Below are 24,926 nucleotides of genomic sequence, written 5' to 3' on the forward strand. Positions count from 1 at the left end.
GTCTCGGTGGCTCCCCTATACATACACGCTACCCGGAGGGTCCGACAGGCCCGCCGGGCGGTGGGTTCGGGAGGAAGCGCGGGGGCGCGGAGGGGGGTGGTGCGGGGGCGCGTGGGGGCGTCAGGAGGCGATGGTGAGGATGCGGTGGAGCCGGGTGGCGACCAGGACCCGGTGCATGCGCGGGGGGACGTCGCGGAGGACCAGGCGCCGGCCGCAGCGGCCGGCGCGGCGGTGGGCGCCCATGATGACGCCGAGGCCGGTGGCGTCCCAGGAGTCGAGGTGCTTGAGGTCGAGGACGAGGTCGCCCTGCCCGGAGTCGACGGCGCGGTGCAATGCCATCCGGGCGTCGGCGGCGCTGCGCACGTCGAGGCACCCGCCCACGGTCAGCTCGGCGTGGTCGCCCTTGATGTTCATGCGCGTACCCCGCTCCCCTGGGACTGGTGGCACCTGCTGGTGGCGCTTGTCAATGACTGATAAATGTGACAGCTCCCGGGGACCGGGATCGCCGTCCTTGCTCAAACCGAAACCGAAATCACCCATGAGGGTGATCAGGAGGCGGCCGGGTTCTGCGGGTGGCGGTGGAAGCCGCGGCCGGTCTTCCGGCCGAGGTCGCCAGCGTCCACCATGCGCCGCATGATCTCGGGCGGGGCGAACTTCCCGTCCCGCGACTCGCGGTAGATGTTCTCCGAGGCGTGGAGCATGATGTCGACGCCGGTGAGGTCGGCGGTGGCCAGGGGGCCCATGGCGTGGCCGAAGCCGAGGCGGCAGGCGGTGTCGATGTCCTCGGCGGTGGCGACGCCCGACTCGTAGAGGGCTGCGGCCTCCATCACCAGGGCGGAGATGAGCCGGGTGGTGACGAACCCGGCGACGTCGCGCTCGACCACGATGCAGGTCTTGCCAAGGGACTCGGCGAACGACCGGGCCGCGGCGAGCGTTTCGTCGCTGGTGCGGTGGCCGCGGACCAGCTCGCACAGGGCCATGACGGGGACAGGGGAGAAGAAGTGGGTGCCCACCACGCGCTCGGGGTGCCGGGTGGCGGCGGCGAGCTTGGTGATGGGGAGGGCCGAGGTGTTGGAGGCCAGCACGGCGCTGTCCTTGACCAGGCCGTCGAGGGTGGCCAGCAGCTCGCTCTTGACGTCGAACAGCTCCGGGACGGCCTCCACGACGACATCGGCCTCGGAGGCGGCGTCCAGGTCGGTGGTGGGAGTGACGCGCTCCAGAGCGGCGGCGGCGTCGGCCTCGGTGATGCGGCCCTTGGCGGCGAACCGGGTCAGGGACTCCTCGATGCGCGCCCGGCCGCGGGCCAGGGCCTCGTCCGTGACGTCCCGGAGGGTGACCTCCCAGCCGGCCTGGGCGGCGACCTGGGCGATGCCGGCTCCCATGAGTCCGGCCCCGATGACGGCGAGCTTGGTGGCCACGTGTACTCCCTCGTTCCATGGGCCTGCCCGGAGGAGTCCCGACCCTAGCGGCCCGCGGGGGGCCGTGGGGGGAGAAGAGACACGCGTCACGGACCCCGGCGCGGGTCCTCAGCCCTCGGGTCGGCGGGCGTAGTTGAGAACGCGCGCGCTCATGAGCATTTCCGCGGTGTCGAGTTTCTCCAGCATCAGGCGGGCCGTCGTGGCGAGGGGGGCGCCGTCCATGGCGCAGACGCCGGCGGTGCGGAAGATCTCGCCCTGGAGCAGCATCAGGTGCGAGGCGATGAGGTCGGGGACGTGGTCGTCGGGCTTGGCGTGGGCCTCCTCGCGGAGGGTCTCGGCCAGGCGCTGGGAGGTCTGGTGCTGCATCCGCATCAGGCGGGCCATGAGAGTGGAGGAGCCGAAGGCGACGCGGACGAAGCGGTGGTAGTTCTCCGCGAGGCCGGTCCAGGGGCTGCGGTCGGCGATGTCCTGGCGCAGGCCGCGCAGGATGGCCTCGGCCGCGGACTCCCCCGGCCTGCGGCGGCGGACCCGGGCGGAGGGGCGCTCGACGAACTCCTCCTCCTCCTGGAGGAAGAGGTCCTCCTTGGCCGGGAAGTAGTTGTAGACCGTGTTGACCGAGACCTCGGCCGCCTCCGCGACCTCGGCCACCGTCACGGCGTCGAATCCGCGCTCCAGGAACAGCCCCATCGCCACGTCGGCGAGGTGCTGTCTGGTCTGGCGCTTCTTGCGTTCTCTCAGCCCGGCCATGTCGTCATGGTAGCCATCCTTGACCGAATCAAAACTTGGTGGCGTTGCAAAATTCAACCCTGCCTGCTTTTCTAGGGGACATGGCTCCGATCCTGACCACTCACGACCTCGCCCGTACCTTCAAGACCAAGCGCGGGACGGTGGAGGCCGTCCGCGGCATCGACATGAGCGTCGAGCCCGGTGAGATCCTCGGCTTCCTCGGCCCGAACGGCGCAGGCAAGAGCACCACCCTGCGGATGCTGACGACCCTGCTCACGCCCACCCGGGGCACGGCGACGGTGGCCGGCCACGACCTGGCCCGCGAACCCACCGCCGTGCGCCGGCGCATCGGCTACGTCGCCCAGTCCAGCGGCGTGGACCCGAACGAGACGGTCGCCGGCGAGCTGACGAGCCAGGGCCGCTTCTACCGGCTGCCGAAGGCGGAGGCCGAGTCCCGCACCCAGGAGCTGGCCAAGGCCCTGGACCTGACCGAGCTGCTCGACCGCAAGTGCTCGGCCCTCTCGGGGGGGCAGAAGCGGCGGGTCGACATAGCCATGGCCCTCACCCACCGGCCCGAGATCCTCTTCCTGGACGAGCCGACGACCGGCCTGGACCCCGGCAGCCGGGCCGACCTGTGGGACCTCATCCGCCGCGTCCGCTCCGAGCACGGCACGACGGTCTTCCTCACCACCCACTACCTGGACGAGGCGGACGCCCTCTCCGACCGGCTGATCATCGTGGACGACGGCCGCGTGGTGGCCGAGGGCACGCCTCAGGCGCTGAAGGAGCGGTACGGCGGGTCCCCCGAGGCCACCCTCCAGGACACCTTCATCGCCATCACCGGCCGCGGCCCGCGGCACGACGACCTCGCGCCCGTCGCCCTGTGAGCGACGCTCCCCCGCAATCGGGAGGTGCCCCCAGCGCGGCTGCCGGGTCGGTGGCGACGACGACAGCCGCGCCGTGCCGCGCGGGCGGAGACGGGGGTCCCCCCCACGCGGAGCCTGGGGGAGAACAAGGAGACACGGTGAGCGCCCGACAGGCTCCGCCCCCACCCGTCCCGCAGGCCCCGCCTCCTCCCGAAGGCCCCATTCACCCTGAAGGCCCCATTCACCCTGAAGGAACGCGCCCCGTCATGTCCTCCCTGTCCTCCGTGCTCTCGGACACCGGCCTGGTCTACTCCCGCTACCTGCGGCAGACCCTCCGCTCCCGCATCAGCATGCTCTTCGGCCTGCTCCAGCCGATGCTCTTCCTCGCCTTCTTCGGGCCGCTGCTCGAGGACGTGCCGCTGGGCGGCGAGGGCGACTCCTGGCAGACCCTGGTGCCCGGCCTGCTGGTCCAGCTCGGCCTCTTCGGCGCTGCCTTCGCCGGCTTCGGCATCATCATGGAGAAGCAGCTCGGCATCGTCGAACGCATGCGGGTGACCCCGCTCAGCCGCCTGGCGCTGCTGCTGGGCCGCGTGCTGCGGGACGCCACGGTCCTGCTCGTCCAGTCCCTCATCGTGGTCCTGGCCGGCACCGCCTTCGGGCTGCGGGCCCCGGTGCTGGGCGTGCTCATCAGCTTCGTGCTGGTGGCCGCGCTGGCGATCTCCCTGGCCTCCCTCTCCTGCGCCTTCGCGATGCGGGTGAACACCATCCAGGAATTCGCCCCCGTCGTGAACTCCATCAACCTCCCCGCGATGCTGCTCTCCGGCATCCTGCTGCCGATGGCCCTGGCCCCGACCTGGCTGGACGTCGTCTCCCACTTCGTGCCCCTGCGCTACCTGGTGGACGGGGTGCGGGCCGCCTTCGTCGGCGACTACGGCGACGGCTCCCTCGCCCTGGGCGCCGCGGTGACCGCGGCGCTGACGGTGGTCTCCGTCACCCTGGGCACCCAGCTCTTCCGGAAGGCCGGAGCCTGACCACTACCCTCGGGTCATGGTCAACCTGACGCGGATCTACACCCGCACCGGAGACTCCGGCACCACGGCCCTGGGCGACATGAGCCGCACCGCGAAGACGGACCTGCGGATCGCGGCCTACGCCGACGCGAACGAGGCCAACGCCGTCATCGGCACGGCGTTGGCCCTCGGCCGGCTGCCGGACGACGTCCGCGCGGTGCTGGTGCGCGTGCAGAACGACCTCTTCGACGTCGGAGCCGACCTGGCCACGCCCGTCGTGCCCGACCCCGAACACCCGCCGCTGCGCGTGGAACAGACCTACATCGACCGCCTTGAGGCCGACTGCGACCACTACCTGGCCGGCCTGGAGAAGCTGCGCAGCTTCATCCTGCCCGGCGGCACCCCCGGCGCCGCCCTGCTGCACCAGGCGTGCACCGTGGTCCGCCGCGCGGAGCGCTCCACCTGGGCGGCCCTGGAGCGTCACGGCGACTCCATGAACCAGCTCACCGCCACCTACCTCAACCGCCTCTCCGACCTGCTGTTCATCCTGGCCAGGACCGCCAACAAGGAGACCGGCGACGTCCTGTGGGTGCCCGGGGAGAACCGCTAGCGGCCCCGGCCGGATATCTCCCGCGTCTCCGCGGGCGCGGAGGGTGATTCCGTGCCGGGGGCCGGCGCGCGCCGGGGCCAGATCGAATAGGTCGCCGCGACGATCGCGTGGATGCCCAGGGCGCGCAGAGCCGTCTGCTGCGTCCCGCGCAGCGACTCGGTGCGGTCGGCGTCGTCCACGTACTGGATCATCGCCTCCAGCACGCCCAGGGCTATGGCCACCGCGAGCAGCGTCATCGACCAGATGCGCCACTCGTGCCGGGCGCGGGCCGCTCCGTAGCGCGGGGGCTTGGCGGGGCGCGGCGCCCCGGCGAGCCGGTGGGCGGCGTGCCCGTCCGCCCACCGCACCGTGTAGTGCCCGTAGGCGACGGTGAAGCCGAGGTAGAGCGCGGCGATGCCGTGCGCCGCCGACGGGTCCGCGCCGCGCCGCAGGTCCACGGCCGTGGCCGTGAGCAGCAGCACGTCGATGACCGGAAGAAGCAGCAGCAGACCCGCGCCCAGGCGCGGCCTGCGCAGCAGATAGCGCGTCGCAAGGCCGGCGGCCAGCACGGCCCAGAACCCGAACTCGGCGGCGACGATCAAGGTGACGATCACGTTGGACTCCCTCCCGTGCTCCCAGCGTGACCGGCCGCCCACCCCCCTGTCGTCCGCGCTTCTGATGATTCCCGAGGCGCCCGCCTGCATCGTTCGATGTACCTCTTTCGAGGGTCGAACCGGCCGCCGCCGCGTGCTGTCATGGAGCCATGCACCTCAGCGCACGGTCCCTCAGGCCCCGGCCCCTGGACGTCGCCATAGCGGCGACGGGGCTGGCCGGCGGCCTGATCGGCATCGCGTTCGGCCTCTTCACCATCATCCCGGACCGGGAGCACGGCCCCCAGGTCCTGGCCGGCCTGCTCCTGATGTGCGGCGCCGAGCTGATGCGCCGCACGGCGCCCGGCTGGGCGCTGTCCCTGGCCGCGGTCGCGTTCGTGACGGACTGCGTCACCGGCGGCCTGCTCGCGGTCATACTGATGTTCTCGGACGTGGTCTACGCCGCCGCCCTCTACGGCCGCGCCCGCTTCTCCCGCGGTGTCGTCACCGGCAGCGGGGCCCTCTGCGTCGCCGTGACTGTCGGCAGCCTCGCGCTGCTGCGGGACGCCGACGCCCTGGTCCTGGGCGCCCTGTTCACCACCGTCACGGCGGGCCCCGCCTGGACCGGCCTGATGATCCGCGAGCACCGGGAGACCGCGGCGGCCGAGCGGCTGCGCGCCGAGCAGACGGCGCTGCTCGCCGAGCGGGACCGGGTACAGGCGGTGGCCGCCGAGCGCTCCCGGATGGCCCGCGAGTTGCACGACCGCGTGGCCAACCACCTCTCCGCCATCGCCCTGCACTCCACCGCCGCCCTCACCCTGGACGAGCCGGGCACCACCCGCGAGGCCCTGGCCGTCATCCGGGAGAACAGCACGCAGGGCCTGGCCGAGATGCGCGGCCTCATCGGGCTGCTCCGCGCCACGGGCGCCGGCCGGGAGGTCGAGGCCACGCCCAGCCTCACCGGCCCCGGCGGGCTGGACGCGCTGCTCGCCCAGGCCGGGCGGAACGCCGCCGGCGCGGGAGGGCGGCTGCGCTTCACCGGCCTGGATCACCGGCCCCCGGACGCCCCGCGCCTGAGCGCCCCCGTCGAGCTGGCCGCCTACCGCATCGTCCAGGAGTCCCTGACGAACGCCGCCAAGCACGCCGCCGAGGGCGAGGTGACGGTCGTGCTGCGCCAGGAGGAGGGGACCCTCTCGATCACCGTCACCAGCCCGTACCGCCGCCCCGGCCGCGCCGAGGCCACGGCGCCGGGCGCGCGGGCCGGGCTGATAGGCATGCGGGAGCGGGCCGAGCTGCTGGAAGGCGCCTTCTCGGCCGGGCCCGCCTCCCCCACCACCTGGCAGGTGCGGGCAGAGCTGCCCCTGGCCGACCCGGCACGGACCCCGGAGAGGACGGCGAGGCCATGACGATCCGGGTGCTCGTCGCCGAGGACCAGGCGTCCGTGCGGATGGGCCTGGTGCTCATCCTGCGCGGGGCGCCGGACATCGAGGTGGCCGGGGAGGCGGCAGACGGGGAGCAGGCCGTCCGGCTGGCCCGCGAGCTGCGCCCCGACCTGGTGCTGATGGACGTGCAGATGCCGCGCCTGGACGGCGTGGCGGCCACCGCCAGGATCACCTCGGAGCGGCTGGCTGAGGTGCTGATCCTGACCACCTTCGACTTCGACGAGTACCTCTTCGGCGCGCTGAGGGCCGGCGCGGGCGGCTTCCTGCTCAAGGACAGCGACGCCGACGAGCTGGTCACCGCCGTCCGCACGGTCGCGGCCGGGGAGGGGACCATCGCCTCCGCGGTCACCCGGCGGCTGATCGCCGAGTTCGCGCGCAGCGCCCCCGCGCCGCGCACGGACGCGGACTCCGCCCTGGCCGCCCTCACCCCCCGCGAGCGGGAGGTGCTGGCGCACATCGGAGAGGGCCTGTCCAACGCCCAGATCGCGGCCCGGCTGCGCATGGCCGAGGCCACTGTCAAGACCCACGTCAGCCGCGTCCTGCACAAGCTCGGCCTGCGCAGCCGCGTCCAAGCGGCCGTCCTCGCCCAGGAGTTGAGACTCGGCCCGCATGCCCCCCGCTGACGGGCCGATCCCCGGCCCGCCCGCGCCCCTCCGCCCGCCTCCACCTCGACCCGCTCGGCTCCCCGCTCCCGGTGGACTGACCGCTCGGGGGGAACGAAAAAGGCCCGGGCATCAAGCCTCAGGCCACGTTCACGCGCTGTCCCGGAGGGGCGGCCTCCAGCCAGGCGAGGAAGCCGGTCAGCGCGTCCTCGCTCATCGCAAGCTCGATGTCCGAGCCGTCGTGCGAACAGCTGAGCACCACCGCCCCCGGCAGCAGCGCCAGCTCCTCGTCCCCGCCCGGGTGCCGCCGCTCCCGCACTTGGATGCGGTCCCGCTGCAGCGTCCGCCGCGGCCGGGGCGCGTACGAGAAGACGCGGAACCACTCGACGTGGTCCCCGTTGTACCGGGCCACGCCGTACAGCCAGCCCTTCCCCGGCGACTGCCCGGCCCGCGGCGGCCCGAAGCGGGCGCTGCAGTCGAACGTCCCTCCCGGCCGCTGGATCAGCCGCCGGCGGGCACCGAAGCCGAAGAGCGCCAGGGCCACCACGGCCACCAGCGCTCCTGCCACCACAAGCATCGCGAGGACCATCGCCTGAAAGACCTCCTCGCCTCGTGATGTGCTCAGTGCCGCCTGGTGCCGGATCCCCCGGCCGCGCGCGGTGCGCTCGGGTGGTGCGGGGGCCTCAGCGCTCCGCCGTCGCGGCCCGCAGCCGGACGTCCGCGCGCCGCTCCGCGGCGGCGTCCTGCTCCGACCGCGCCTGCTCCAGGGCCCGCTCCGCGCGCTCCACGTCGATCTCCTCGGACAGCTCGGCGATCTCCGCGAGCAGCGACAGCTTACCGTCCGTGTACGACAGGAAGCCGCCGTGCACCGCGGCCACCACCGCGCCCTCGCCGGTCTCGCCGGTGGTGCGGATGGTCACGGGGCCGGGCTGGAGCACCGCGAGCAGCGGCTGGTGCCCGGGCATGATGCCGATGTCGCCCGCGGTGGTGCGGGCCACGACCAGGCTCGCCTTGCCCGACCAGACCTGACGGTCGGCGGCGACCAGCTCGACGTGCAGCTCAGCCACGTTGGCTCCTCATCCTGAGTATCCGGCTTCTCGAAGAATAGTTGGCGCCCTGGAGCGCCCGTGGGGCGGGGTCGGGTTCGTTGACACTGAGCCAGTCAACGACCCGGCCCCGCCCCGGGAAGGCACCGCGGGTGCGTCGGTGCCGTCGCGTCCGATCAGGAGACGCCCAGCTGCTTGGCCTTGGCCTTGAGGTCGTCCAGGCCGCCGCACATGAAGAACGCCTGCTCCGGGAAGTGGTCGAACTCGCCGTCCGCGATGGCGTTGAACGCCGCGATCGACTCGTCCAGCGGAACGTCCGAGCCGTCCAGGCCCGTGAACTGCTTCGCCGCGTGCGTGTTCTGCGACAGGAAGCGCTCGATCCGGCGGGCCCGGCTGACGGTGAGCTTGTCCTCCTCGCTCAGCTCGTCCATGCCGAGGATGGCGATGATGTCCTGGAGGTCCTTGTACTTCTGCAGGATTCCCTTGACCCGCGAGGCGCAGTCGTAGTGGTCCTTGGAGACGTACCGCGGGTCAAGGATGCGCGAGGTGGAGTCCAGCGGGTCCACCGCCGGGTAGATGCCCTTCTCGGAGATGGGCCGGGAGAGCACCGTGGTCGCATCCAGGTGGGCGAACGTCGTGGCCGGCGCCGGGTCGGTGAGGTCGTCCGCCGGCACGTAGATCGCCTGCATGGAGGTGATCGAGTGGCCGCGCGTGGAGGTGATGCGCTCCTGGAGGATGCCCATCTCGTCCGCGAGGTTCGGCTGGTACCCCACCGCGGAGGGCATGCGGCCCAGCAGGGTGGAGACCTCGGAGCCCGCCTGCGTGAAGCGGAAGATGTTGTCCACGAAGAACAGAACGTCCTGGTTCTGCACGTCGCGGAAGTACTCCGCCATGGTCAGGCCGGCCAGCGCGACCCGCAGGCGGGTGCCCGGCGGCTCGTCCATCTGGCCGAAGACGAGGGCGGTCTGCGGGAGCACGCCCGACTCGGCCATCTCCTCGATGAGGTCGTTGCCCTCACGGGTGCGCTCGCCCACGCCCGCGAAGACGGACACGCCCTCGTGCAGCCGCGCCACCCGGATGATCATCTCCTGGATGAGCACGGTCTTGCCCACGCCGGCGCCGCCGAACAGGCCGATCTTGCCGCCCTTGACGTACGGGGTCAGCAGGTCGATGACCTTCAGGCCGGTCTCGAACATCTCGGTCTTGGACTCGAGCTGGTCGAACGCCGGGGCCTTGCGGTGGATCTCCCACCGGGTGGTGATGTCCTTCTCGGCCTCGGGCTCGTTCAGGATGCGGCCCAGGGTGTTGAAGACCCGGCCCTTGGTGACGTCGCCCACCGGCACGGTGATGCCGTGCCCGGTGTCCGTGACCGGCGCCTGGCGGACCAGGCCGTCGTTGGGCTCCAGGGCGATCGTGCGCACCAGGCCGTCGCCGAGGTGCTGCGCGACCTCCAGGGTCAGCGTCTTCTTCGCGCCGTCCTGGGCCGGGTCGGCGATCTCGACGGTGAGGGCGTTGTAGATCTCGGGCATCGCGTCGACGGGGAACTCCACGTCGACGACCGGCCCCCGGACGCGCGCGATGCGGCCGGTCGCCGCGGCCTGCTTCGAGGCCGTCTCAGCAGCAGTGGTCATGATCAGCGTTCACTTCCCGCGGTCGCGTCGGCCAAGGCGCTCGCGCCACCGACGATCTCGGTGATTTCCTGGGTGATTTCGGCCTGCCGGGCCGCGTTCGCAAGCCGCGTGAGCGACCTGATGAGGTCCTCGGCGTTGTCCGTGGCGGACTTCATGGCCCGCCGGGTCGCCGCGTGCTTGGAGGCCGCCGCCTGGAGCAGCGCGTTGTAGATGCGGCTCTCCACGTACCGCGGCAGCAGGGCGTCCAGCACCTGCTCGGCCGAGGGCTCGAATTCGTACAGGGCGTGCGCCTGGGCCCCCTTGGCGAGGACCTCGGCGGACTCCTCCGCGGACGAGCCCAGCGTCAGCGGCAGCAGCCGCTGCTCCACCGGGGTCTGCGTCATCATCGAGACGAACTCGGTGTACGCGATGTGGATCTCGTCCACGCCGCCCTCCGCCGCGTCGCGGCTGACGGCCTCGATCAGCGGTGCCGCCACGGCCTTGGCGTCGGCGTACGTGGGGTTGTCGGTGAACCCGGTCCAGGACTGGGTGATCGACCGCTCCCGGAAGGCGTAGTACGCCACGCCCTTGCGGCCGACGACGTAGGTGTCGACCTCACGGCCGGCCGCGACCAGCTCGCTGGTCAGGTGCTCGCCGGCCTTGATCGCGCCGCTGTTGTACCCGCCCGCGAGGCCGCGGTCGGAGGTGATCAGCAGCACGGCGGCCCGCCGGGGGCGTTCCGCCTCGGTCGTCAGCGGGTGCCTGACCTCGGAGCCCGCCGCCACGGCGGTGACCGCGGCGGTCAGCTCGTCCGCGTACGGCTTGGAGGCCGTCACCTTGCGCTGCGCCTTGATGATGCGCGAGGCGGCGATCATCTCCATCGCACGCGTGATCTTCTTGGTGGCGGTGACGGTCTTGATCCGGCGCTTGTACGTGCGGAGCTGAGCGCCCATGGATCAGCCCTCGCCCAGCAGCTTGCCGTCGGAGGTCTGGAACTGCCGCTTGAACGCGTTCACCGCGGACTTCACGGCCTCCAGGGTGTCGTCGGACATCTTGCCGCCCTCGCGGATGGAGGTCATCAGGTCCTTCCGCTCCCGGTGCAGGTGGTCCAGCAGCTCCCGCTCGAAGCGCCGGATGTCCGGCACGGGAACGTCGTCCATCAGGCCGGAGGTGCCGGACCAGATGGAGACGACCTGGTTCTCGGTCGGGAAGGGGTTGTACTGCTCCTGCTTCAGCAGCTCCACCATCCGCTGGCCACGGGCCAGGGCGGACTTGGAGGCGGCGTCCAGGTCGGAGCCGAAGGCGGCGAACGCCTCCAGCTCGCGGTACTGGGCCAGGTCCACGCGCAGCGAGCCGGTGATCTGCCGGATCGCCTTGTGCTGGGCCGAGCCGCCGACGCGGGAGACGGAGATGCCGACGTTCAGCGCCGGGCGCTGGCCCGCGTTGAACAGGTCGGACTCCAGGAAGCACTGCCCGTCGGTGATGGAGATGACGTTGGTCGGGATGAACGCCGAGACGTCGTTGGCCTTGGTCTCCACGATCGGCAGGCCGGTCATCGAACCCGCGCCCATCTCGTCGGAGAGCTTGGCGCAGCGCTCCAGCAGCCGGGAGTGCAGGTAGAAGACGTCGCCGGGGTACGCCTCGCGGCCCGGCGGGCGGCGCAGCAGCAGGGAGACGGCGCGGTAGGCGTCGGCCTGCTTGGAGAGGTCGTCGAAGACGATGAGGACGTGCTTGCCGTCGTACATCCAGTGCTGGCCGATGGCCGAACCGGTGTAGGGGGCCAGGTACTTGAAGCCCGCCGGGTCGGAGGCGGGGGCCGCCACGATGGTGGTGTACTCCAGCGCGCCGGCCTCCTCCAGCGCCGCGCGCACGGAGGCGATGGTGGAGCCCTTCTGGCCGATCGCGACGTAGATGCAGCGGACCTGCTTCTTCGGGTCGCCGGAACGCCAGTTGTCGCGCTGGTTGATGATGGTGTCGACCGCGAGGGCGGTCTTGCCGGTCTGGCGGTCGCCGATGATGAGCTGACGCTGGCCGCGGCCGATCGGCGTCATGGTGTCCACGGCCTTGTAGCCGGTCTCCATGGGCTCGTGCACGGACTTGCGCTGCATCACCGAGGGCGCCTGGAGCTCCAGGGCGCGGCGGCCCGTGGTCTCGATGTCGCCCAGGCCGTCGATGGGGTTGCCCAGCGGGTCCACGACCCGGCCCAGGTAGCCCTCGCCGACGCCGACGGAGAGCACCTCGCCGGTGCGCCGCACCGACTGGCCCTCCTCGATGCCGCTGAAGTCGCCGAGGACGACGACGCCGATCTCCCGCTCCTCCAGGTTGAGGGCGAGGCCGAGGGTGCCGTCCTCGAACCGCAGCAGCTCGTTCACCATCGCCGAGGGCAGACCCTCGACCTGCGCGATGCCGTCGCCGGCAACGCTGACCGTCCCGACCTCTTCCCGCGAGGCCGCGTCCGGCTGGTACGACTGGACGAAGTCCTCCAGTGCGTCCCGGATCTCATCCGGCCGGATCGTGAGCTCCGACATCTGGGTTCCCTGCTCTCCTTGTTGGGCCCGTAAGTACGTCCACTACGGCCCAACCCGGGCCGCTTTCGTTGCTGTCTGCGCTCCGTGGGCCTTCCGGCCCGCGGAGCGGGGTGTCCCCGTGGTGGCCGGCGCCGGGACGCCGGCGCCGGGTCAGCCGGCCAGCCGCCGGCCGATCTCGTCGAGGCGGTCCGCGACCGTGCCGTGGATCACCTCGTCGCCGATCCGCACCGAGATCCCGCCCAGGACCGCCGGGTCGACGTCGAGGTTCAGTTGGATCTCGCGGCCGTAGAGCCGCGTGAGGGCGTCGCCGAGGCGCTGCCGCTGCTGGTCGGTGAGCGGCACCGCCGAGGTGACGACCGCCACGGAACGGCCGCGCCGCGCCGCCGCCAGGGAGCTGAGGGCGTCGAGCCCCGCTTCCAGGCTACGTCCCCGCGGGCGTTCCACGAGGCGCGTGATCAGCCGCTCCGTGACCTGCTGGGTCCGGCCGCCGAGGAGGCGGCGGATCAGCTCCGCCTTGGCGACGGCCGCCGCGGCGCTCTCGTCGCGGAAGGTGAGCGCGGCGCGCAGCTCGGGCGAGGTGGAGACGATCCGGCCGAACCGGAACAGCTCGTCCTCCACCGCGTCCAGCGCGCCGGCCCGCTCCGCGGCGATCAGCTCGCTCTCGTCGGCCAGCTCCTCGACCGCGTCGACCAGGTCGCGGCCGGAGGACCAGCGGGAGCGGACCATGCCGGAGACGAGGTCGACGGCCTCGCCGCCGGCCTGCCCGCCGAGCAGGCCGCGAATCAGCCCCGCCTTGCGCTCGCCGTCCTGCGCCGGGTCGGTCAGGACCCGCCGCAGCGACGCCTCGCGGTCGAGCAGTGCGGTGACGGCCGCCAGGTCGGCGGCCAGCGCCGCCGCGTCCACGCCGGTGTTGTCGGCCAGCGCGTCCAGGCGCTCACGCGCCGCTTCGAGCGCGTCGCGGCTCGCTCCGCTCATCGCCCCGCCTCAGTGGACTGCTGCGGGACGGACGCGCCGGCCTTGGACTCCAGCTCGTCGAGGAAGCGGTCGATGGTGCGGGACTGGCGGGCGTGGTCCTCCAGGGACTCCCCCACCAGGCGGCCGGCCAGCTCGATCGCGAGCCGGCCGACGTCCTGCCGCAGCAGCTCGGCGGCCTGCCTGCGGTCGGCCTCGATCTGGGCGTGGCCCGCGGAGATGATCTCCTCGCGCTGGCGCTGCCCCTCCTCGCGCATCTCCGCGATGAGGGCGGCGCCCTGCTCCCGCGCCTCCTCGCGCAGCCGGGCCGCCTCGTGACGGGCCTCGGCGAGCTGCTCCTTGTAGCTGTCGAGGGTCTGCCTGGCCTCGGCCTGGGTGGCCTCGGCCTTCTCGATGCCGCCCTCGATCGCCTCGCGCCGCTCCTCGAGCGCCCGGTTGATGCTCGGCAGGAGCTTCTTCCAGAAGATGAAGAAGACGACGCCGAAGCAGATCAGGCCGATGACGATCTCGGGCACCACCGGCACAACGGGGCTCTGCGGCTCCTCGTGGTGTTCCGCCGCCGCGAGCAGTTCGATCAGCATGGTGGACCTTTCATCGGTTGGGGCGCCTGCGCGCGCGTCAGATGGCGAACGCGAGCACGAAGCCCATCAGCGCGAGGGCCTCGATGACGGCGAAGCCGAGGAGCATGTTCTGACGGATCAGACCGGCGGCCTCGGGCTGACGGGCCATGGCCTGGACGCCGTTACCGAAAATGATGCCGATGCCGACACCGGGGCCGATCGCGGCGAGGCCGAAACCGATGGTGTTGACGCTGCCTTCAACGACGGCGAGAGCTGCGGACATGTCCGTTGTATTCCTTCTCTGTGGCGAGCCGGTGGGGGATGGCCACCGGTTGTCTTGCGGTCTGCGAGCGATGGTGCGGTTCTGCGGGCCGGGAGCCGCGGGTCAGTGCGGCTCTTCGAGGGCCTGCGAGATGTAGGTCGCGGTCAGCATGGTGAACACGTACGCCTGGAGGGCCTGGATGAACATCTCGAAGACCGTCAGCATCAGCGTCACGATCATCGAGGTGCCGGCGTAGACGCTGCCGACCAGGGACCCGAGGGTGTACCAGGTGCCGATCGTGAAGACGAGGATCAGCAGGTGGCCGGCGAACATGTTGGCGAAGAGCCGGACGGTGAGCGTGACCGGCCGCAGCACCACGTTGGAGACGAACTCGATCGGCGTGAGGATCACGTAGATCCCCTTGGGCAGGCCGCTGGGCACGCAGAGGTTGCGGATGCCGCCGACGAAGCCGTTGTGCTTGAACGTCAGGGTCATGTAGGTGGCCCAGACGACGAGGGCCAGCGCGGCCGGGTAGGCGATGATCGAGGTCGCGGGGAACTGCGCGAAGGGGATGATCGCCCAGAGGTTCATCAGCCAGACGAAGAAGAACAGGGAGACCAGCAGCGGGACGTACTGCTCGGCCTTCTTGCCCATCACCTCACGGCCGATGCCGCGGCGCACGAAGTCGTAGAGGATCTCGGCGACCAGCTGGAACTTGCCCGGGACGACCTTCGGCTTCGAGAACGCCCGCCAGAAGAACGCGCAGATGATCGCGGTGCTGAGGACCACCAGCGCCATCGGCTTGTCCACCTCGAAGGACCCGATGGTGAACAGCGGCTCGAAGATGAACGACCACTCGGACGGGGCGGGGAAGCCGCAGCCGTCGAAGAGATGGCAGTCGGTCTCGAAGGCGAGCACCTCGTCGTTACTCACCGTGAGCTCCCTCGGCATGACGCATGGAAACGGCTACCTCGATGTGTCGGCGTGGCGGCAGGCCACGGAGCGGCACTGGACTGGTGTGGCGGGAGGAAGAGCCGGCCGTCGCCCGCGACGCTGTCCCGCACAGCCCGCGGCTTGCACCTGTGATGCCTTCCGGCGACGGACGATAGCAGGAGGCGGAGACGGCCCTTATCCGGGCCCCGCACTCGCCGGTCCCGGTCATGGCCGGCCGCCCGGGGAGGCGGATCCGGAGGGCACCGACGCGGAGTCCGCGACGGGCTCGACGTAGGGCGTACGGACCTTGACGTGGGCGCGGACCTGGCCCGCCAGCCAGACCGCGAGCCCGGCCAGGACGCCGGCCGCGAAGGCGCGGCCGTGCAGGAACTCGGCGTCGCGCAGCAGCAGGAGGAGGACGAGCAGGATGCCCATCTGCGTGGTGTAGATCAGGAACGCGGCGCCGAAGAACAGCTCGGGCCAGCGCCGGCCCACATACCCCAGGGACATCAGGCCCAAGGCGAAGAAGGAGCCGGCGACGAGCACGCCGAGGCCGGCGCCGATGGCGCCGTCCAGCCCCGCCGTCGCGGCGCCGATGGCCATGGCGAGCACACCAGTCGCGGCAGTGGGGATCGCGGCGCCGCGGATGATCCGGGCGTCGTTGGACTGCATGGAAGTGCTTCTCCGGCGGGCTGGGGGACGTGTCATCGTTGACGAGCGGGGACGAGCGGGATGAGCGGGGACCGTGTGTCCGGGGTTACTGGACTGGTAGGTCTCGTGAACGCTATCACAAACTATTTGATGAGGTCTTTACCCAGTTCGTGTGCAGGAACTCACACCTACGCGGTAGTTCCCGCGTTGCGCGGCTGACGCGGCGGGCCGGATCTGTTAGGAGCGGGTGTCGATCCGGCGCCGGGTGGGGAAACGCTGCCGGTCACCCACCGCGGTGGCCCCGTGCAGCCCGGCGGGCCGGTGGGCGGGGGCCACGGGGTGCGCGGAGGCGGCCGTCGCGCCCGCCCCGTCGGCCGGGTCCGCGCCGGCCGTTTCCCCCGGACCCTCGGCCGTCGCGCTCAGGCCGTCCGCCGGCTCGCCCGAACCCTTTCCCGGAACGCCCGGGGCGCTCGCCGCCCCGTCCCGCGGGCCGCCCCGGTACCGCGGCGGGACCACGCGCCGGGCCCAGTGCGGGGCCCTCGGCCGGAAGCGCGGCATCAGCAGGACCGCCAGACCCACGGCGCTGAGCGCCATCACGGCCGGGACGAGCAGGGCGTTGGCCGACTGCACCGAGAAGGCCACCGCGCCGAAGGAGATCAGCGCGGCCCAGAAGTACATGATCAGCACGGCCCGGCTCTGCGAGTGCCCGATCTCCAGCAGCCGGTGGTGCAGGTGCCCGCGGTCGGCGGAGAACGGGGAGCGCCCGTTCCAGGTGCGGCGGACGATGGCCATCACCAGGTCCACGAACGGCACGGCGATGATCATGAGCGGGAGCAGCAGCGGCATGTAGACGGGGACGGTCTCCAGCACGGCGTTGCGCTCCGAGCCGGAGAAGAGGCTCATCGCGTCCGGGTCCACCTGCCCGGTCATCGACACCGCGCCGGCGGCCAGGACCAGGCCGAGCAGCATCGACCCGGAGTCGCCCATGAAGATCCGCGCCGGGTGCAGGTTGTGCGGCAGGAAGCCCAGGCACATGCCCATCAGCACGGCGGCGATCAGCGTGGCGGGGGCGGCGTTCTGGATGCCGTAGCCGTACCAGATCCGGTAGGCGTAGAGGAAGAACGCGGCGGACGCGATGCCGACCATGCCCGCGGCGAGGCCGTCGAGCCCGTCCACGAAGTTCACCGCGTTGACGGTGATCACGACGATGGCCACTGTCAGCAGCGTGCCCTGCATCGGGGTGACCGCGACCATGCCCACGGTGGGCACGGGCAGCCACAGGATGGTCAGGCCCTGGAGCACCATGACGCCCGCGGCGATCATCTGCAGGCCGAGCTTGACCAGGGCGTCCACGCCGTACTTGTCGTCCAGCACGCCGACCAGCCAGATCAGCACGGCGCCCGACAGCAGGGCGCGGGGCTCGTCCGAGGTGCGGAAGACCTCCCCGACGTTGGTCAGCTGGGAGGCCGCGAGCAGCCCGGCGCACAGACCGCCGAACATCGCGATCCCGCCGAGCCGGGGCGTGGGCTCGCGGTGCACGTCGCGCGCCCTGATGGGCGGCATCGCGCCCCACGCGATGGCGAACTTCCGCACCGGTCCCGTCAGCAGGAAGGTGACCGCCGCGGTGACGCACAGCGTCAGGAGATACTCGCGCACTCGGCTCCCCAGAGTTCTCGCCGGACCGGCTACCGCGCACCACCCTCTCATGTCCGCGGCCCCCCGGGCCGCGCCGGTGCCGCGCCGGTGCAGCCTCGTTACCGCCTCGAATCCAGGCCGGAGCCCCGCCGCCCGCCGCGGGCCTGGCGGGCGTCCACGCCGGTCAGCGCGGTCACCACCGGATCGAGCGCGGCCCGGATCTCCTCGCCCACCGAACGGAAGAACGCCAGGGGCGCGCCGTAGGGGTCGGGCACCTCGTCCGCCTCGGCGGTGGGTGCCAGCAGCCAGCCGCGCAGGGCGGCGGCGGCGCTGGCCAGCGCGCGGGCCCGGTCCACCAGCTCCTCGGGCGTGCGGGCGTCGGGCAGCGTCGCGGTGTCGATGGCCCGCACCAGGCGGGTGAACTCCTTGAGGGTGAACGTCCGCAGCCCCGCGGAGTGCCCCATGGAGATGACCTGCGCCCGGTGGTCGCGGGTCGCGGTGAGCACCAGGTCGGCCTCGACCACGTGCTCGTCCAGCAGCTCCCGGCCCGCGAACCCGGCGGGGTCGGCCCCGTACTCGTCCAGGAGCTGCGCGGCGTGCGTCTCCATCGGCGCGCCCTCGTGCCCCCAGGTGCCGGCGCTCTCCACGACCACGCCGACGGCCCGGCCGCCCAGGCGCTCGACCAGGGCGTGCCGGGTCAGCCGCTCGGTGATCGGCGAGCGGCAGACGTTCCCCGTGCTCACGTGCAGGATGCGGAAGACCGGCCGCGGCGCGGGCGGAGGCGCGGCGGGCGGGGGCACCTGGGGAGGCGGTATGGCGGGCGGCGTCAATGCGCGGTCTCCAGATCGGGCACGACCTTCCGCAGCTCCTCCGCGCTCACCGCCCCGGCCCGCAGCAGCCGCGGAACGGGACCGGTGACGTCCACGATCGAGGAGGGGACGGTGTCCGGGGTGGGCCCGCCGTCGAGGTAGACGGCGACCGAGTCGCCGAGCATCTCCTGGGCGCCGTCGCAGTCCTGGGGTGCCGGGTGCCCGGTGAGGTTGGCGCTGGAGACCGCCATCGGGCCGACGTCCTTGAGGAGTTCGAGGGCGACGGGGTGCAGGGGCATCCGGACGGCGACGGTGCCGCGGGTCTCCCCCAGGTCCCAGGTCAGGGAGGGCTGATGGCGGGCGACGAGGGTCAGCGCGCCGGGCCAGAAGGCGTCGACCAGCTCCCAGGCCCGCTCGGAGAAGTCGGTGACCAGGCCGTGCAGCGTGGTGGGCGAGCCCACCAGCACCGGCGAGGGAACGCCCCGCCCGCGGCCCTTGGCCTCCAGCAGGTCGGCGACGGCCGCGGCGCTGAAGGCGTCCGCGCCGATGCCGTAGACCGTGTCGGTGGGCAGGACGACCAGGTCCCCCCGCCGCACGGCCGAGGCGGCCTCCCGCAGGCCGTGCCCGCGGTCGGCCGGGTCCGCGCAGTCGTAGCGCCGTGCCATGACGATACGTCCTCCTCTTGCTGGCTCTTGCTGACGTTGGTGGCTGCCGGTGGGGCCGCTTCGCCGCCGGCACCGCCGCCGGTGCGCGGCGGCGGGTGAACGGGGCCGGGCGGCTCAGCGCGCCACGCGGCGGGCGGTGGCGAACCGTGGTCGGTTGTTCAGGTCGGGGTGGTCCGCGGCGTCCGCCCAGCCGCGGTCCTCGGTGAAGATCCAGGGCACCTGGCCGCCCTGGGTGTCGGCGTGCTCGATGACCACCATGCCGCCCGGGCGCAGCAGCCGGTGGGCGGCCCGCTCCAGGCCGCGGATGACCTCGAGGCCGTCCTCCCCCGCGAAGAGGGCGAGCTGCGGATCGTGGTCGCGGGCCTCGGGCGCGACGTACTCCCACTCGGTGAGCGGGATGTAGGGCGGGTTGGAGATCACCAGGTCCACCTGCCCGGCCAGTTCGGGGAGCGCGGTGCGGGCGTCCCCGTGGTGCAGGACCACGCGGCTGCCCTCGGTGTTCTTCCTGGCCCACTCCAGGGCCGTCTCGTCCAGCTCCACCGCGTGCACCCGCGAGCGGGGCACCTCCTGCGCGAGGGCCAGGGCGATGGCGCCGGAGCCGGTGCACAGGTCCACGACCAGCGGCTCGGCCACGTCCATCGCGCGGACCGCGTCTATCGCCCAGCCCACGACCGACTCGGTCTCGGGCCGGGGCACGAACACCCCGGGGCCGACCTGGAGTTCGAGGTAGCGGAAGAACGCCCGCCCGGTGATGTGCTGCAGCGGCTCGCGCGCCTCGCGGCGGGCCACCGCCTCCCAGTAGCGGGCGTCGAACTCGGCGTCGGGGACGGCGTGCAGCCGGGTGCGTTCGGTGTTGTGGACGAACGCGGCCAGCTCCTCGGCGTCGAAGCGCGGCGAGGGCACCCCGGCGTCGGCCAGTCGCTGGGTCGCCCGCGCCACCTCCGCGAGCAGCAGCGAGCGGGACGAAGCACTCACGCGGCCCAGCCTACGCAACCCGCGCTCACTGCGCCGCCGCCAGCCTGGCCTCCGCGTCGGCGTCGACGCAGGCCTGGATGACCGCCTCCAGGTCGCCGTCGAGCACCTGGTCGAGGTTGTACGCCTTGAAGCCGACGCGGTGGTCGGAGATGCGGTTCTCCGGGTAGTTGTACGTGCGCACCCGCTCGGAGCGGTCCACGGTGCGCACCTGGCTGCGGCGGGCGTCGGAGGCCTCGCGGTCGGCCTCCTCCCGGGCGGCGGCCAGCAGCCGGGCGCGCAGGATGCGCAGGGCCTGCTCCTTGTTCTGGAGCTGGCTCTTCTCGTTCTGGCAGGAGACGACGATCCCGGTGGGCAGGTGGGTGATGCGCACCGCGGAGTCGGTGGTGTTGACCGACTGGCCGCCGGGCCCTGAGGAGCGGTAGACGTCCACGCGCAGGTCGGCGGCGTTGATCTCGACCTCGACGTCCTCGGCCTCGGGGAGCACGAGGACGCCCGCGGCCGAGGTGTGGATGCGCCCCTGCGACTCGGTGGCCGGCACGCGCTGCACCCGGTGGACTCCGCCCTCGTACTTCAGCCTGGCCCACACACCCTGGCCGGGGGCGGGGGTGCCGCGGCTCTTGACGGCCACGGAGACGTCCTTGTACCCGCCGAGGTCGGACTCGTTGCCGTCCAGGATCTGGGTCTGCCAGCCGACGCGCTCGGCGTAGCGCAGGTACATCCGCAGCAGGTCGCCGGCGAACAGCGCGGACTCGTCGCCGCCCTCGCCGGCCTTGATCTCCAGGATGACGTCCTTGTCGTCGCTGGGGTCGCGCGGGACGAGCAGCAGCCGCAGCCGGTCCGTCAGCTCCTCCCTGCGGGCCGCCAGGTCCTTCACCTCGGCGGCGAACTCCGGGTCCTCCGCGGCGAGTTGACGGGCGACCTCGATGTCCTCGCCGCACTGCCGCCACTCCCGCCAGGTGGCGATGACGGGCGTCAGCTCGGCGTAGCGCTTGCCGAGCCGGCGGGCGGTGGCCTGGTCGGCGTGGACGGCGGGGTCGGCCAGCCGCCGCTCCAGGTCGGCGTGCTCCGCGGCGAGGTCCTCGACCGCCTCGAACATCCTTCTGCGCTCCTGATCTTGCACGTGGCGGGGTCTGCCGGTGACGGGGTCCGCGGGTGCCCTGCGGGGGAGGGACGCGAAAGGCGCCGGGCCCGGGCCGCTCCCGCTCGTACGGGGGAACGGCCGGCCCGGCGCCGGCGGGGTCGCTACTTGCGGGCGGACCCGGCGTTCTTGCCGAAGCGCGCCTCGAAGCGGGCCACCCGGCCACCGGTGTCGAGGATCTTCTGCTTGCCGGTGTAGAAGGGGTGGCACTCGGAGCAGATGTCGGCGCGGATGCTGCCCTCGCCGACGGTGCTGCGGGTGGTGAACGAGGCGCCGCAGGTGCAGCTGACCTTCGTCTCGACGTACTCCGGGTGGATGTCGCGCTTCACGGGGTCTCCTTGGCTCGTGGCAGGCTCCGGGTCGGCGCGCGGGCTTGCGCGCCGTGAACCGGGGCCGACGCTCCAGTCTGCCAGGACCGGGCGTGCCCGCCAAAACGGCCCCCGGCCGCCCCCTATTCCCCGCCGTCCCCTGCCTGCGTGCCGTCCCCGGCGAGGACGCCGTCGCCCTCCCCCGCCCGGCCGCGGCCCACCGAGGGCGGCACCGGCTGGTCGTGGCGCAGCGCCGACCAGACCTGCCGGGACTCGCCGGGCAGGGGCGCGACCCGGTTGGGGTCGGCGTGGTCGGGGCCGACGGGCAGGGTCAGCAGGTCCATGTCGCCGGGCCCGATGCCCTGGAGGGTGCGGCCCAGGGCGATCAGGTCGGTCACGGAGGCCAGCGAGGAGTCGGTGGTGACGGCCGAGGTGGCGGCGTCCGCGAGGTCGTACAGACGCTTGGGGTTGCTCGCCGGCCCGACCTCGCCGACCTGCCCGGCCAGGGCCTTGAGGAACGCCTGCTGGAGCGCGATCCGGGACAGGTCGCTGCCGTCGCCCACGGCCTTCCGGGTGCGCACCAGGGCCAGGGCCTGCTCCCCGTCGAGGGTGTGCGTTCCGGCGGGCAGGCGCAGGTGGCTGTCCTTGTCGTCGATGGCGCGGGTGGTGGTGACCTCGACGCCACCGAGGGTGTCGATCAGCTCGGCGAAGCCCTGGAAGTCGACCTCGATGTAGTGGTCCATGCGCAGCCCGGTGACGGACTCGACCGTCTTGACCGCGCACACCGGGCCGCCCACGGTGTACGCCTCGTTGAACATCGCACGCTCCCGAGCCGGGGCGGTCGAGCCGTCCGCCCGCTCGCAGGAGGGCCGGTCGACGAGGGTGTCGCGCGGTATGGAGACCACCGTGGCGGCGTCGTGCGCGGCGTTGACGTGGACGACCATCGCCGTGTCGGCGCGGGCCCCGTCCTGGGCGTCGTCCGCCCCGAAGGCGCCGTTCCCGCCGGAGCGGGAGTCGGAGCCGAGGACGAGGATGTCGAGCGAGCCGCCGGGGCCGTTGGCAGGCCGGTCGGGGCCGAGGGCGCCGTCGATGTCGACGTGGTCGATGTTGCCGTCGAGCTTGAGGTAGAGGGCCGTCAGGCCCCCGCCCGCCAGCAGCAGCGCGAGGCCCAGGGCGACGGCGGTGGTGCGCATCCACCACGCGCGCCGGCCGCGGCGGCGCCCCGTTCCCCCGGGTCGCTCCGCCGGTCGTTCGCCGTCCGATTGGTGGGCCATTCACCCATTGTGCCCCGATATGCCGGGTGACGCTTCCCGAACGGCCCAGCACCCGGAACGCCCACCCGCGAGCCGTCCTGACCTGCGCAAACGTCCGGGAAACGCGGCGGGGGCGGCGCCGCGGAGTGCGGTGCCGCCCCCGTGGGACGCGTGCGCGGGGTCAGTCGGAGTTGCCCGGCGCGGGGGTCGTCTTCTGGATCTGCAGCAGGAACTCGGCGTTCGACTTCGACTGCTTCATCCGGTCCAGCAGCAGCTCGATGGCCTGCTGCTGGTCCAGCGCGTGCAGGACCCGGCGGAGCTTCCAGACGATGGCCAGCTCGTCGCTGCCCATCAGGATCTCCTCCTTGCGGGTGCTGGAGGCGTCGACGTCCACGGCCGGGAAGATGCGCTTGTCGGCGAGCTTCCGGTCGAGCTTCAGCTCCATGTTGCCGGTGCCCTTGAACTCCTCGAAGATCACCTCGTCCATCCGGGAGCCGGTCTCCACCAGCGCGGTGGCGAGGATGGTCAGCGAGCCGCCGTCCTCGATGTTGCGCGCGGCGCCGAAGAACTTCTTCGGCGGGTAGAGCGCCGCGGAGTCCACACCGCCGGAGAGGATGCGGCCGGAGGCGGGGGCGGCGAGGTTGTAGGCCCGGCCCAGGCGGGTGATGGAGTCCAGCAGCACGACCACGTCGTGGCCCAGCTCCACCAGCCGCTTGGCGCGCTCGATGGCCAGCTCCGCGACCGTGGTGTGGTCGTCGGCGGGCCGGTCGAAGGTCGAGGAGATGACCTCGCCCTTCACCGAGCGCTGCATGTCCGTGACCTCCTCGGGCCGCTCGTCGACGAGGACGACCATGAGGTGGCACTCGGGGTTGTTGCGGGTGATGGCGTTGGCCACCGCCTGCATGATCATGGTCTTGCCCGTCTTGGGCGGGGCCACGATCAGGCCGCGCTGCCCCTTGCCGATGGGCGAGACGAGGTCGATGATCCGCGTCGAGAGGACGCCCGGGTCGCCCTCAAGGCGCAGCCGCTCCTGCGGGTAGAGCGGGGTCAGCTTGTTGAACTCCGGCCGCCCGCGCCCGGATTCGGGCGCCATGCCGTTGACCGAGTCGAGGCGGACCAGGGCGTTGAACTTCTCCCGCCGCTCGCCCTCGCGCGGCTGCCGGACGGCGCCGGTGACGTGGTCGCCCTTGCGCAGGCCGTTCTTGCGGACCTGGGCGAGGGAGACGTACACGTCGTTGGGACCGGCCAGATAGCCGGAGGTGCGCACGAAGGCGTAGTTGTCGAGGATGTCGAGGATGCCGGCGACGGGGATCAGCACGTCGTCGTCGGCCACCTGCGGCTCGACGACCTCGTCGCGGCCCCGGCGCCCGCGGCGGTCGCGGTACCGGCCCCGGCGCCCGCGGCGCCCGCCGTCGAAGTCGTCGTCGCGGTCCCGGTCGCGGTCGCGGTCCCGGTCGCGGTCCCTGTCGCGGTCCCGGCCGCCCTTGCCGGCCTGGCCCTGGCCGCCCTGGCCCTCGCCCTTGCCGGAGGGAGCACCCTGGCCGCCGCCCTGTCCCTGGGCCTGGCCCTCGCCCTTGCCGCCGCCGTTCTTGCCGCCGCGGCGGTCGCGGTCGCGCTTGGCGGGCCGCTCGGCGCCCTCGCCGGACCTGGCGGCCTCGGTCACGCCCGCGGCGTCGTCCCTGGCCCCGTCCCGGTCGCCCTTCGCGCCGTCCCGGTCGGCCGCCTCGGCCGCGGGCGCCTTGCCCTCGCCGCCCTGGCCCGGGATCTCGATCTGCCGGTCCCCGCCCTCCTCGCCGGTGCGGGCGCGGGAGGTGGTGCGGCGCTTGGGCTTCTCCGCGGCGTCGGCCGCCTTGCCGTCCCCGTTGACCGCCGCTCCGGCGCTTCCGGCGCCGGCGGCCTGCTTCTCCTTGATGACCTCGATCAGCTGGCTCTTGCGCATCCGCGCGGTGCCCCTGATCCCCAGCCCGGACGCGACCTGCTGAAGCTCGGCGAGAACCATGCCGTCGAGGCCGGTACCCGAGCGCCGGCGCCGCGGCGCGGCGGCAGGAGCGTCCGTGGCGGGCGCGGTGGCAGCACCGGCAGTCTTGTCGGCGGTGTCGGCACTCACGCCCATCAGATCGGTGGTGTCGCTCACGAAGGGTCCTTCCCTGGAGCGGACGTCGGCCCTACTGGCTCGGCGACCGGTCGTGCTGTCCGGCTGCGGCCCCGTGCGGTGGACCGGCCGGTGCGGTAAATCCGCCTGCTCGCGCGGCGGAAGATCGTTTCAAAGGGTTCCGGAGCGTGCTCGGCGCTACCAGGCAGGCTGCTCAGGCAGATGAGTGGAGGCTCCCGGAAAAAA

27 protein-coding genes are annotated in these 24,926 nt (G+C 72.6%); 5 read left to right on the plus strand and 22 right to left on the minus strand.

The features are described from left to right. Positions 1-120 precede the first annotated feature (120 nt). The 3 genes from RM780_RS09280 to RM780_RS09290 all read right to left on the minus strand — a co-directional run bounded on the left by RM780_RS09280 (position 121) and on the right by RM780_RS09290 (position 2,165). On the minus strand, positions 121-414 hold the full coding sequence (locus RM780_RS09280; protein WP_311630096.1) for an STAS domain-containing protein: 294 nt from the start codon (positions 412-414) through the stop codon (positions 121-123). A gap of 134 nt (positions 415-548) precedes the next feature. After that, positions 549-1,418: a 3-hydroxyacyl-CoA dehydrogenase family protein gene (locus RM780_RS09285; RefSeq protein ID WP_311630097.1), complete on the minus strand. Its 870-nt coding sequence runs from the start codon at positions 1,416-1,418 to the stop codon at positions 549-551. Positions 1,419-1,526: 108 nt separating this feature from the next. Then, a complete protein-coding gene (locus tag RM780_RS09290; RefSeq protein WP_311630098.1) occupies positions 1,527-2,165 on the minus strand; it encodes a TetR/AcrR family transcriptional regulator in 639 nt (212 codons plus the stop codon). A gap of 80 nt (positions 2,166-2,245) precedes the next feature. Here RM780_RS09290 and RM780_RS09295 point away from each other — a divergent pair, with 80 nt between their 5' ends. The 3 genes from RM780_RS09295 (at position 2,246) to RM780_RS09305 (ending at position 4,630) form a co-directional block, all read left to right on the plus strand. Beyond that, positions 2,246-3,031: an ABC transporter ATP-binding protein gene (locus tag RM780_RS09295; protein ID WP_311630099.1), complete on the plus strand. Its 786-nt coding sequence runs from the start codon at positions 2,246-2,248 to the stop codon at positions 3,029-3,031. A 245-nt stretch (positions 3,032-3,276) separates the two neighbouring features. Then, a complete protein-coding gene (locus tag RM780_RS09300) occupies positions 3,277-4,041 on the plus strand; it encodes an ABC transporter permease (protein WP_311630100.1) in 765 nt (254 codons plus the stop codon). Between the two features lie 16 nt (positions 4,042-4,057). Further along, complete coding sequence (locus tag RM780_RS09305; protein ID WP_311630101.1) at positions 4,058-4,630, plus strand: cob(I)yrinic acid a,c-diamide adenosyltransferase; 573 nt, start codon at positions 4,058-4,060, stop codon at positions 4,628-4,630. Here the strand turns inward: RM780_RS09305 and RM780_RS09310 are convergent. After that, positions 4,627-5,223, minus strand: coding sequence for a hypothetical protein (locus RM780_RS09310; RefSeq protein ID WP_311630102.1), 597 nt, complete (start codon positions 5,221-5,223; stop codon positions 4,627-4,629). The genes RM780_RS09305 and RM780_RS09310 overlap by 4 nt on opposite strands. Positions 5,224-5,372: 149 nt before the next feature. Between RM780_RS09310 and RM780_RS09315 the strand changes: the two genes are divergently transcribed. Both RM780_RS09315 and RM780_RS09320 read left to right on the plus strand, forming a co-directional pair. Continuing rightward, complete coding sequence (locus tag RM780_RS09315; RefSeq protein ID WP_311630103.1) at positions 5,373-6,605, plus strand: sensor histidine kinase; 1,233 nt, start codon at positions 5,373-5,375, stop codon at positions 6,603-6,605. Further along, a complete protein-coding gene (locus RM780_RS09320; protein ID WP_311630104.1) occupies positions 6,602-7,264 on the plus strand; it encodes a response regulator transcription factor in 663 nt (220 codons plus the stop codon). Before RM780_RS09315 ends, RM780_RS09320 begins: the two co-directional genes overlap by 4 nt. A 118-nt stretch (positions 7,265-7,382) precedes the next feature. On the opposite strand, the gene RM780_RS09325 is transcribed toward RM780_RS09320, so the two are convergent. The 18 genes from RM780_RS09325 to rho all read right to left on the minus strand — a co-directional run bounded on the left by RM780_RS09325 (position 7,383) and on the right by rho (position 24,722). Next, positions 7,383-7,832, minus strand: coding sequence for a DUF2550 domain-containing protein (locus RM780_RS09325; RefSeq protein WP_311630105.1), 450 nt, complete (start codon positions 7,830-7,832; stop codon positions 7,383-7,385). Positions 7,833-7,926: 94 nt separating this feature from the next. Beyond that, complete coding sequence (locus tag RM780_RS09330; protein WP_311630106.1) at positions 7,927-8,310, minus strand: F0F1 ATP synthase subunit epsilon; 384 nt, start codon at positions 8,308-8,310, stop codon at positions 7,927-7,929. A 155-nt stretch (positions 8,311-8,465) separates the two neighbouring features. Next, positions 8,466-9,920 carry a F0F1 ATP synthase subunit beta gene (atpD, locus tag RM780_RS09335; protein ID WP_311630107.1) on the minus strand — a complete coding sequence of 485 codons (1,455 nt, stop codon included), beginning with the start codon at positions 9,918-9,920 and terminating at the stop codon, positions 8,466-8,468. Between the two features lie 2 nt (positions 9,921-9,922). After that, complete coding sequence (locus RM780_RS09340) at positions 9,923-10,852, minus strand: F0F1 ATP synthase subunit gamma (RefSeq protein ID WP_311630108.1); 930 nt, start codon at positions 10,850-10,852, stop codon at positions 9,923-9,925. Positions 10,853-10,855: 3 nt separating this feature from the next. After that, positions 10,856-12,427, minus strand: a complete 1,572-nt coding sequence (atpA, locus tag RM780_RS09345; protein ID WP_311630109.1) for a F0F1 ATP synthase subunit alpha — start codon at positions 12,425-12,427, stop codon at positions 10,856-10,858. A 150-nt stretch (positions 12,428-12,577) separates the two neighbouring features. Beyond that, complete coding sequence (locus tag RM780_RS09350; protein WP_311630110.1) at positions 12,578-13,402, minus strand: F0F1 ATP synthase subunit delta; 825 nt, start codon at positions 13,400-13,402, stop codon at positions 12,578-12,580. Further along, on the minus strand, positions 13,399-13,980 hold the full coding sequence (locus RM780_RS09355; RefSeq protein ID WP_311630111.1) for a F0F1 ATP synthase subunit B: 582 nt from the start codon (positions 13,978-13,980) through the stop codon (positions 13,399-13,401). The genes RM780_RS09350 and RM780_RS09355 overlap by 4 nt, the downstream gene beginning before the upstream one ends. 37 nt (positions 13,981-14,017) lie before the next feature. Continuing rightward, positions 14,018-14,242, minus strand: coding sequence for an ATP synthase F0 subunit C (gene atpE / locus RM780_RS09360; RefSeq protein WP_311630112.1), 225 nt, complete (start codon positions 14,240-14,242; stop codon positions 14,018-14,020). 102 nt (positions 14,243-14,344) lie between these two features. Further along, positions 14,345-15,172 (minus strand): F0F1 ATP synthase subunit A, encoded by an 828-nt coding sequence (gene atpB / locus RM780_RS09365; protein WP_311630113.1) that lies wholly within the window; start codon positions 15,170-15,172, stop codon positions 14,345-14,347. A 207-nt stretch (positions 15,173-15,379) separates the two neighbouring features. Beyond that, complete coding sequence (locus RM780_RS09370) at positions 15,380-15,826, minus strand: hypothetical protein (protein WP_311630114.1); 447 nt, start codon at positions 15,824-15,826, stop codon at positions 15,380-15,382. 216 nt (positions 15,827-16,042) lie between these two features. Further along, the gene (locus RM780_RS09375; RefSeq protein ID WP_311630115.1) at positions 16,043-17,461 is read right to left on the minus strand and encodes an MraY family glycosyltransferase; all 1,419 of its coding nucleotides are present in this window, start codon (positions 17,459-17,461) and stop codon (positions 16,043-16,045) included. Between the two features lie 98 nt (positions 17,462-17,559). After that, positions 17,560-18,255 carry an arsenate reductase/protein-tyrosine-phosphatase family protein gene (locus RM780_RS09380; protein WP_311630265.1) on the minus strand — a complete coding sequence of 232 codons (696 nt, stop codon included), beginning with the start codon at positions 18,253-18,255 and terminating at the stop codon, positions 17,560-17,562. Between the two features lie 11 nt (positions 18,256-18,266). Further along, complete coding sequence (locus RM780_RS09385; RefSeq protein WP_311630116.1) at positions 18,267-18,914, minus strand: L-threonylcarbamoyladenylate synthase; 648 nt, start codon at positions 18,912-18,914, stop codon at positions 18,267-18,269. 114 nt (positions 18,915-19,028) lie between these two features. After that, positions 19,029-19,889 carry a peptide chain release factor N(5)-glutamine methyltransferase gene (gene prmC, locus RM780_RS09390; protein ID WP_311630118.1) on the minus strand — a complete coding sequence of 287 codons (861 nt, stop codon included), beginning with the start codon at positions 19,887-19,889 and terminating at the stop codon, positions 19,029-19,031. Between the two features lie 25 nt (positions 19,890-19,914). Further along, positions 19,915-20,985, minus strand: coding sequence for a peptide chain release factor 1 (prfA, locus tag RM780_RS09395; RefSeq protein ID WP_311630119.1), 1,071 nt, complete (start codon positions 20,983-20,985; stop codon positions 19,915-19,917). A 146-nt stretch (positions 20,986-21,131) separates the two neighbouring features. Continuing rightward, positions 21,132-21,356, minus strand: a complete 225-nt coding sequence (rpmE, locus tag RM780_RS09400; protein ID WP_311630120.1) for a 50S ribosomal protein L31 — start codon at positions 21,354-21,356, stop codon at positions 21,132-21,134. 122 nt (positions 21,357-21,478) lie between these two features. Further along, a complete protein-coding gene (locus RM780_RS09405; RefSeq protein ID WP_394812925.1) occupies positions 21,479-22,609 on the minus strand; it encodes an LCP family protein in 1,131 nt (376 codons plus the stop codon). A gap of 160 nt (positions 22,610-22,769) precedes the next feature. Beyond that, positions 22,770-24,722 (minus strand): transcription termination factor Rho, encoded by a 1,953-nt coding sequence (gene rho, locus RM780_RS09410; RefSeq protein WP_311630121.1) that lies wholly within the window; start codon positions 24,720-24,722, stop codon positions 22,770-22,772. Between the last annotated feature and the right edge of the window lie 204 nt (positions 24,723-24,926).

Origin of the sequence: Streptomyces boetiae (assembly GCF_031845405.1) — a bacterium.
Taxonomy (GTDB): Bacteria; Actinomycetota; Actinomycetes; order Streptomycetales; family Streptomycetaceae; genus Streptomyces; species Streptomyces boetiae.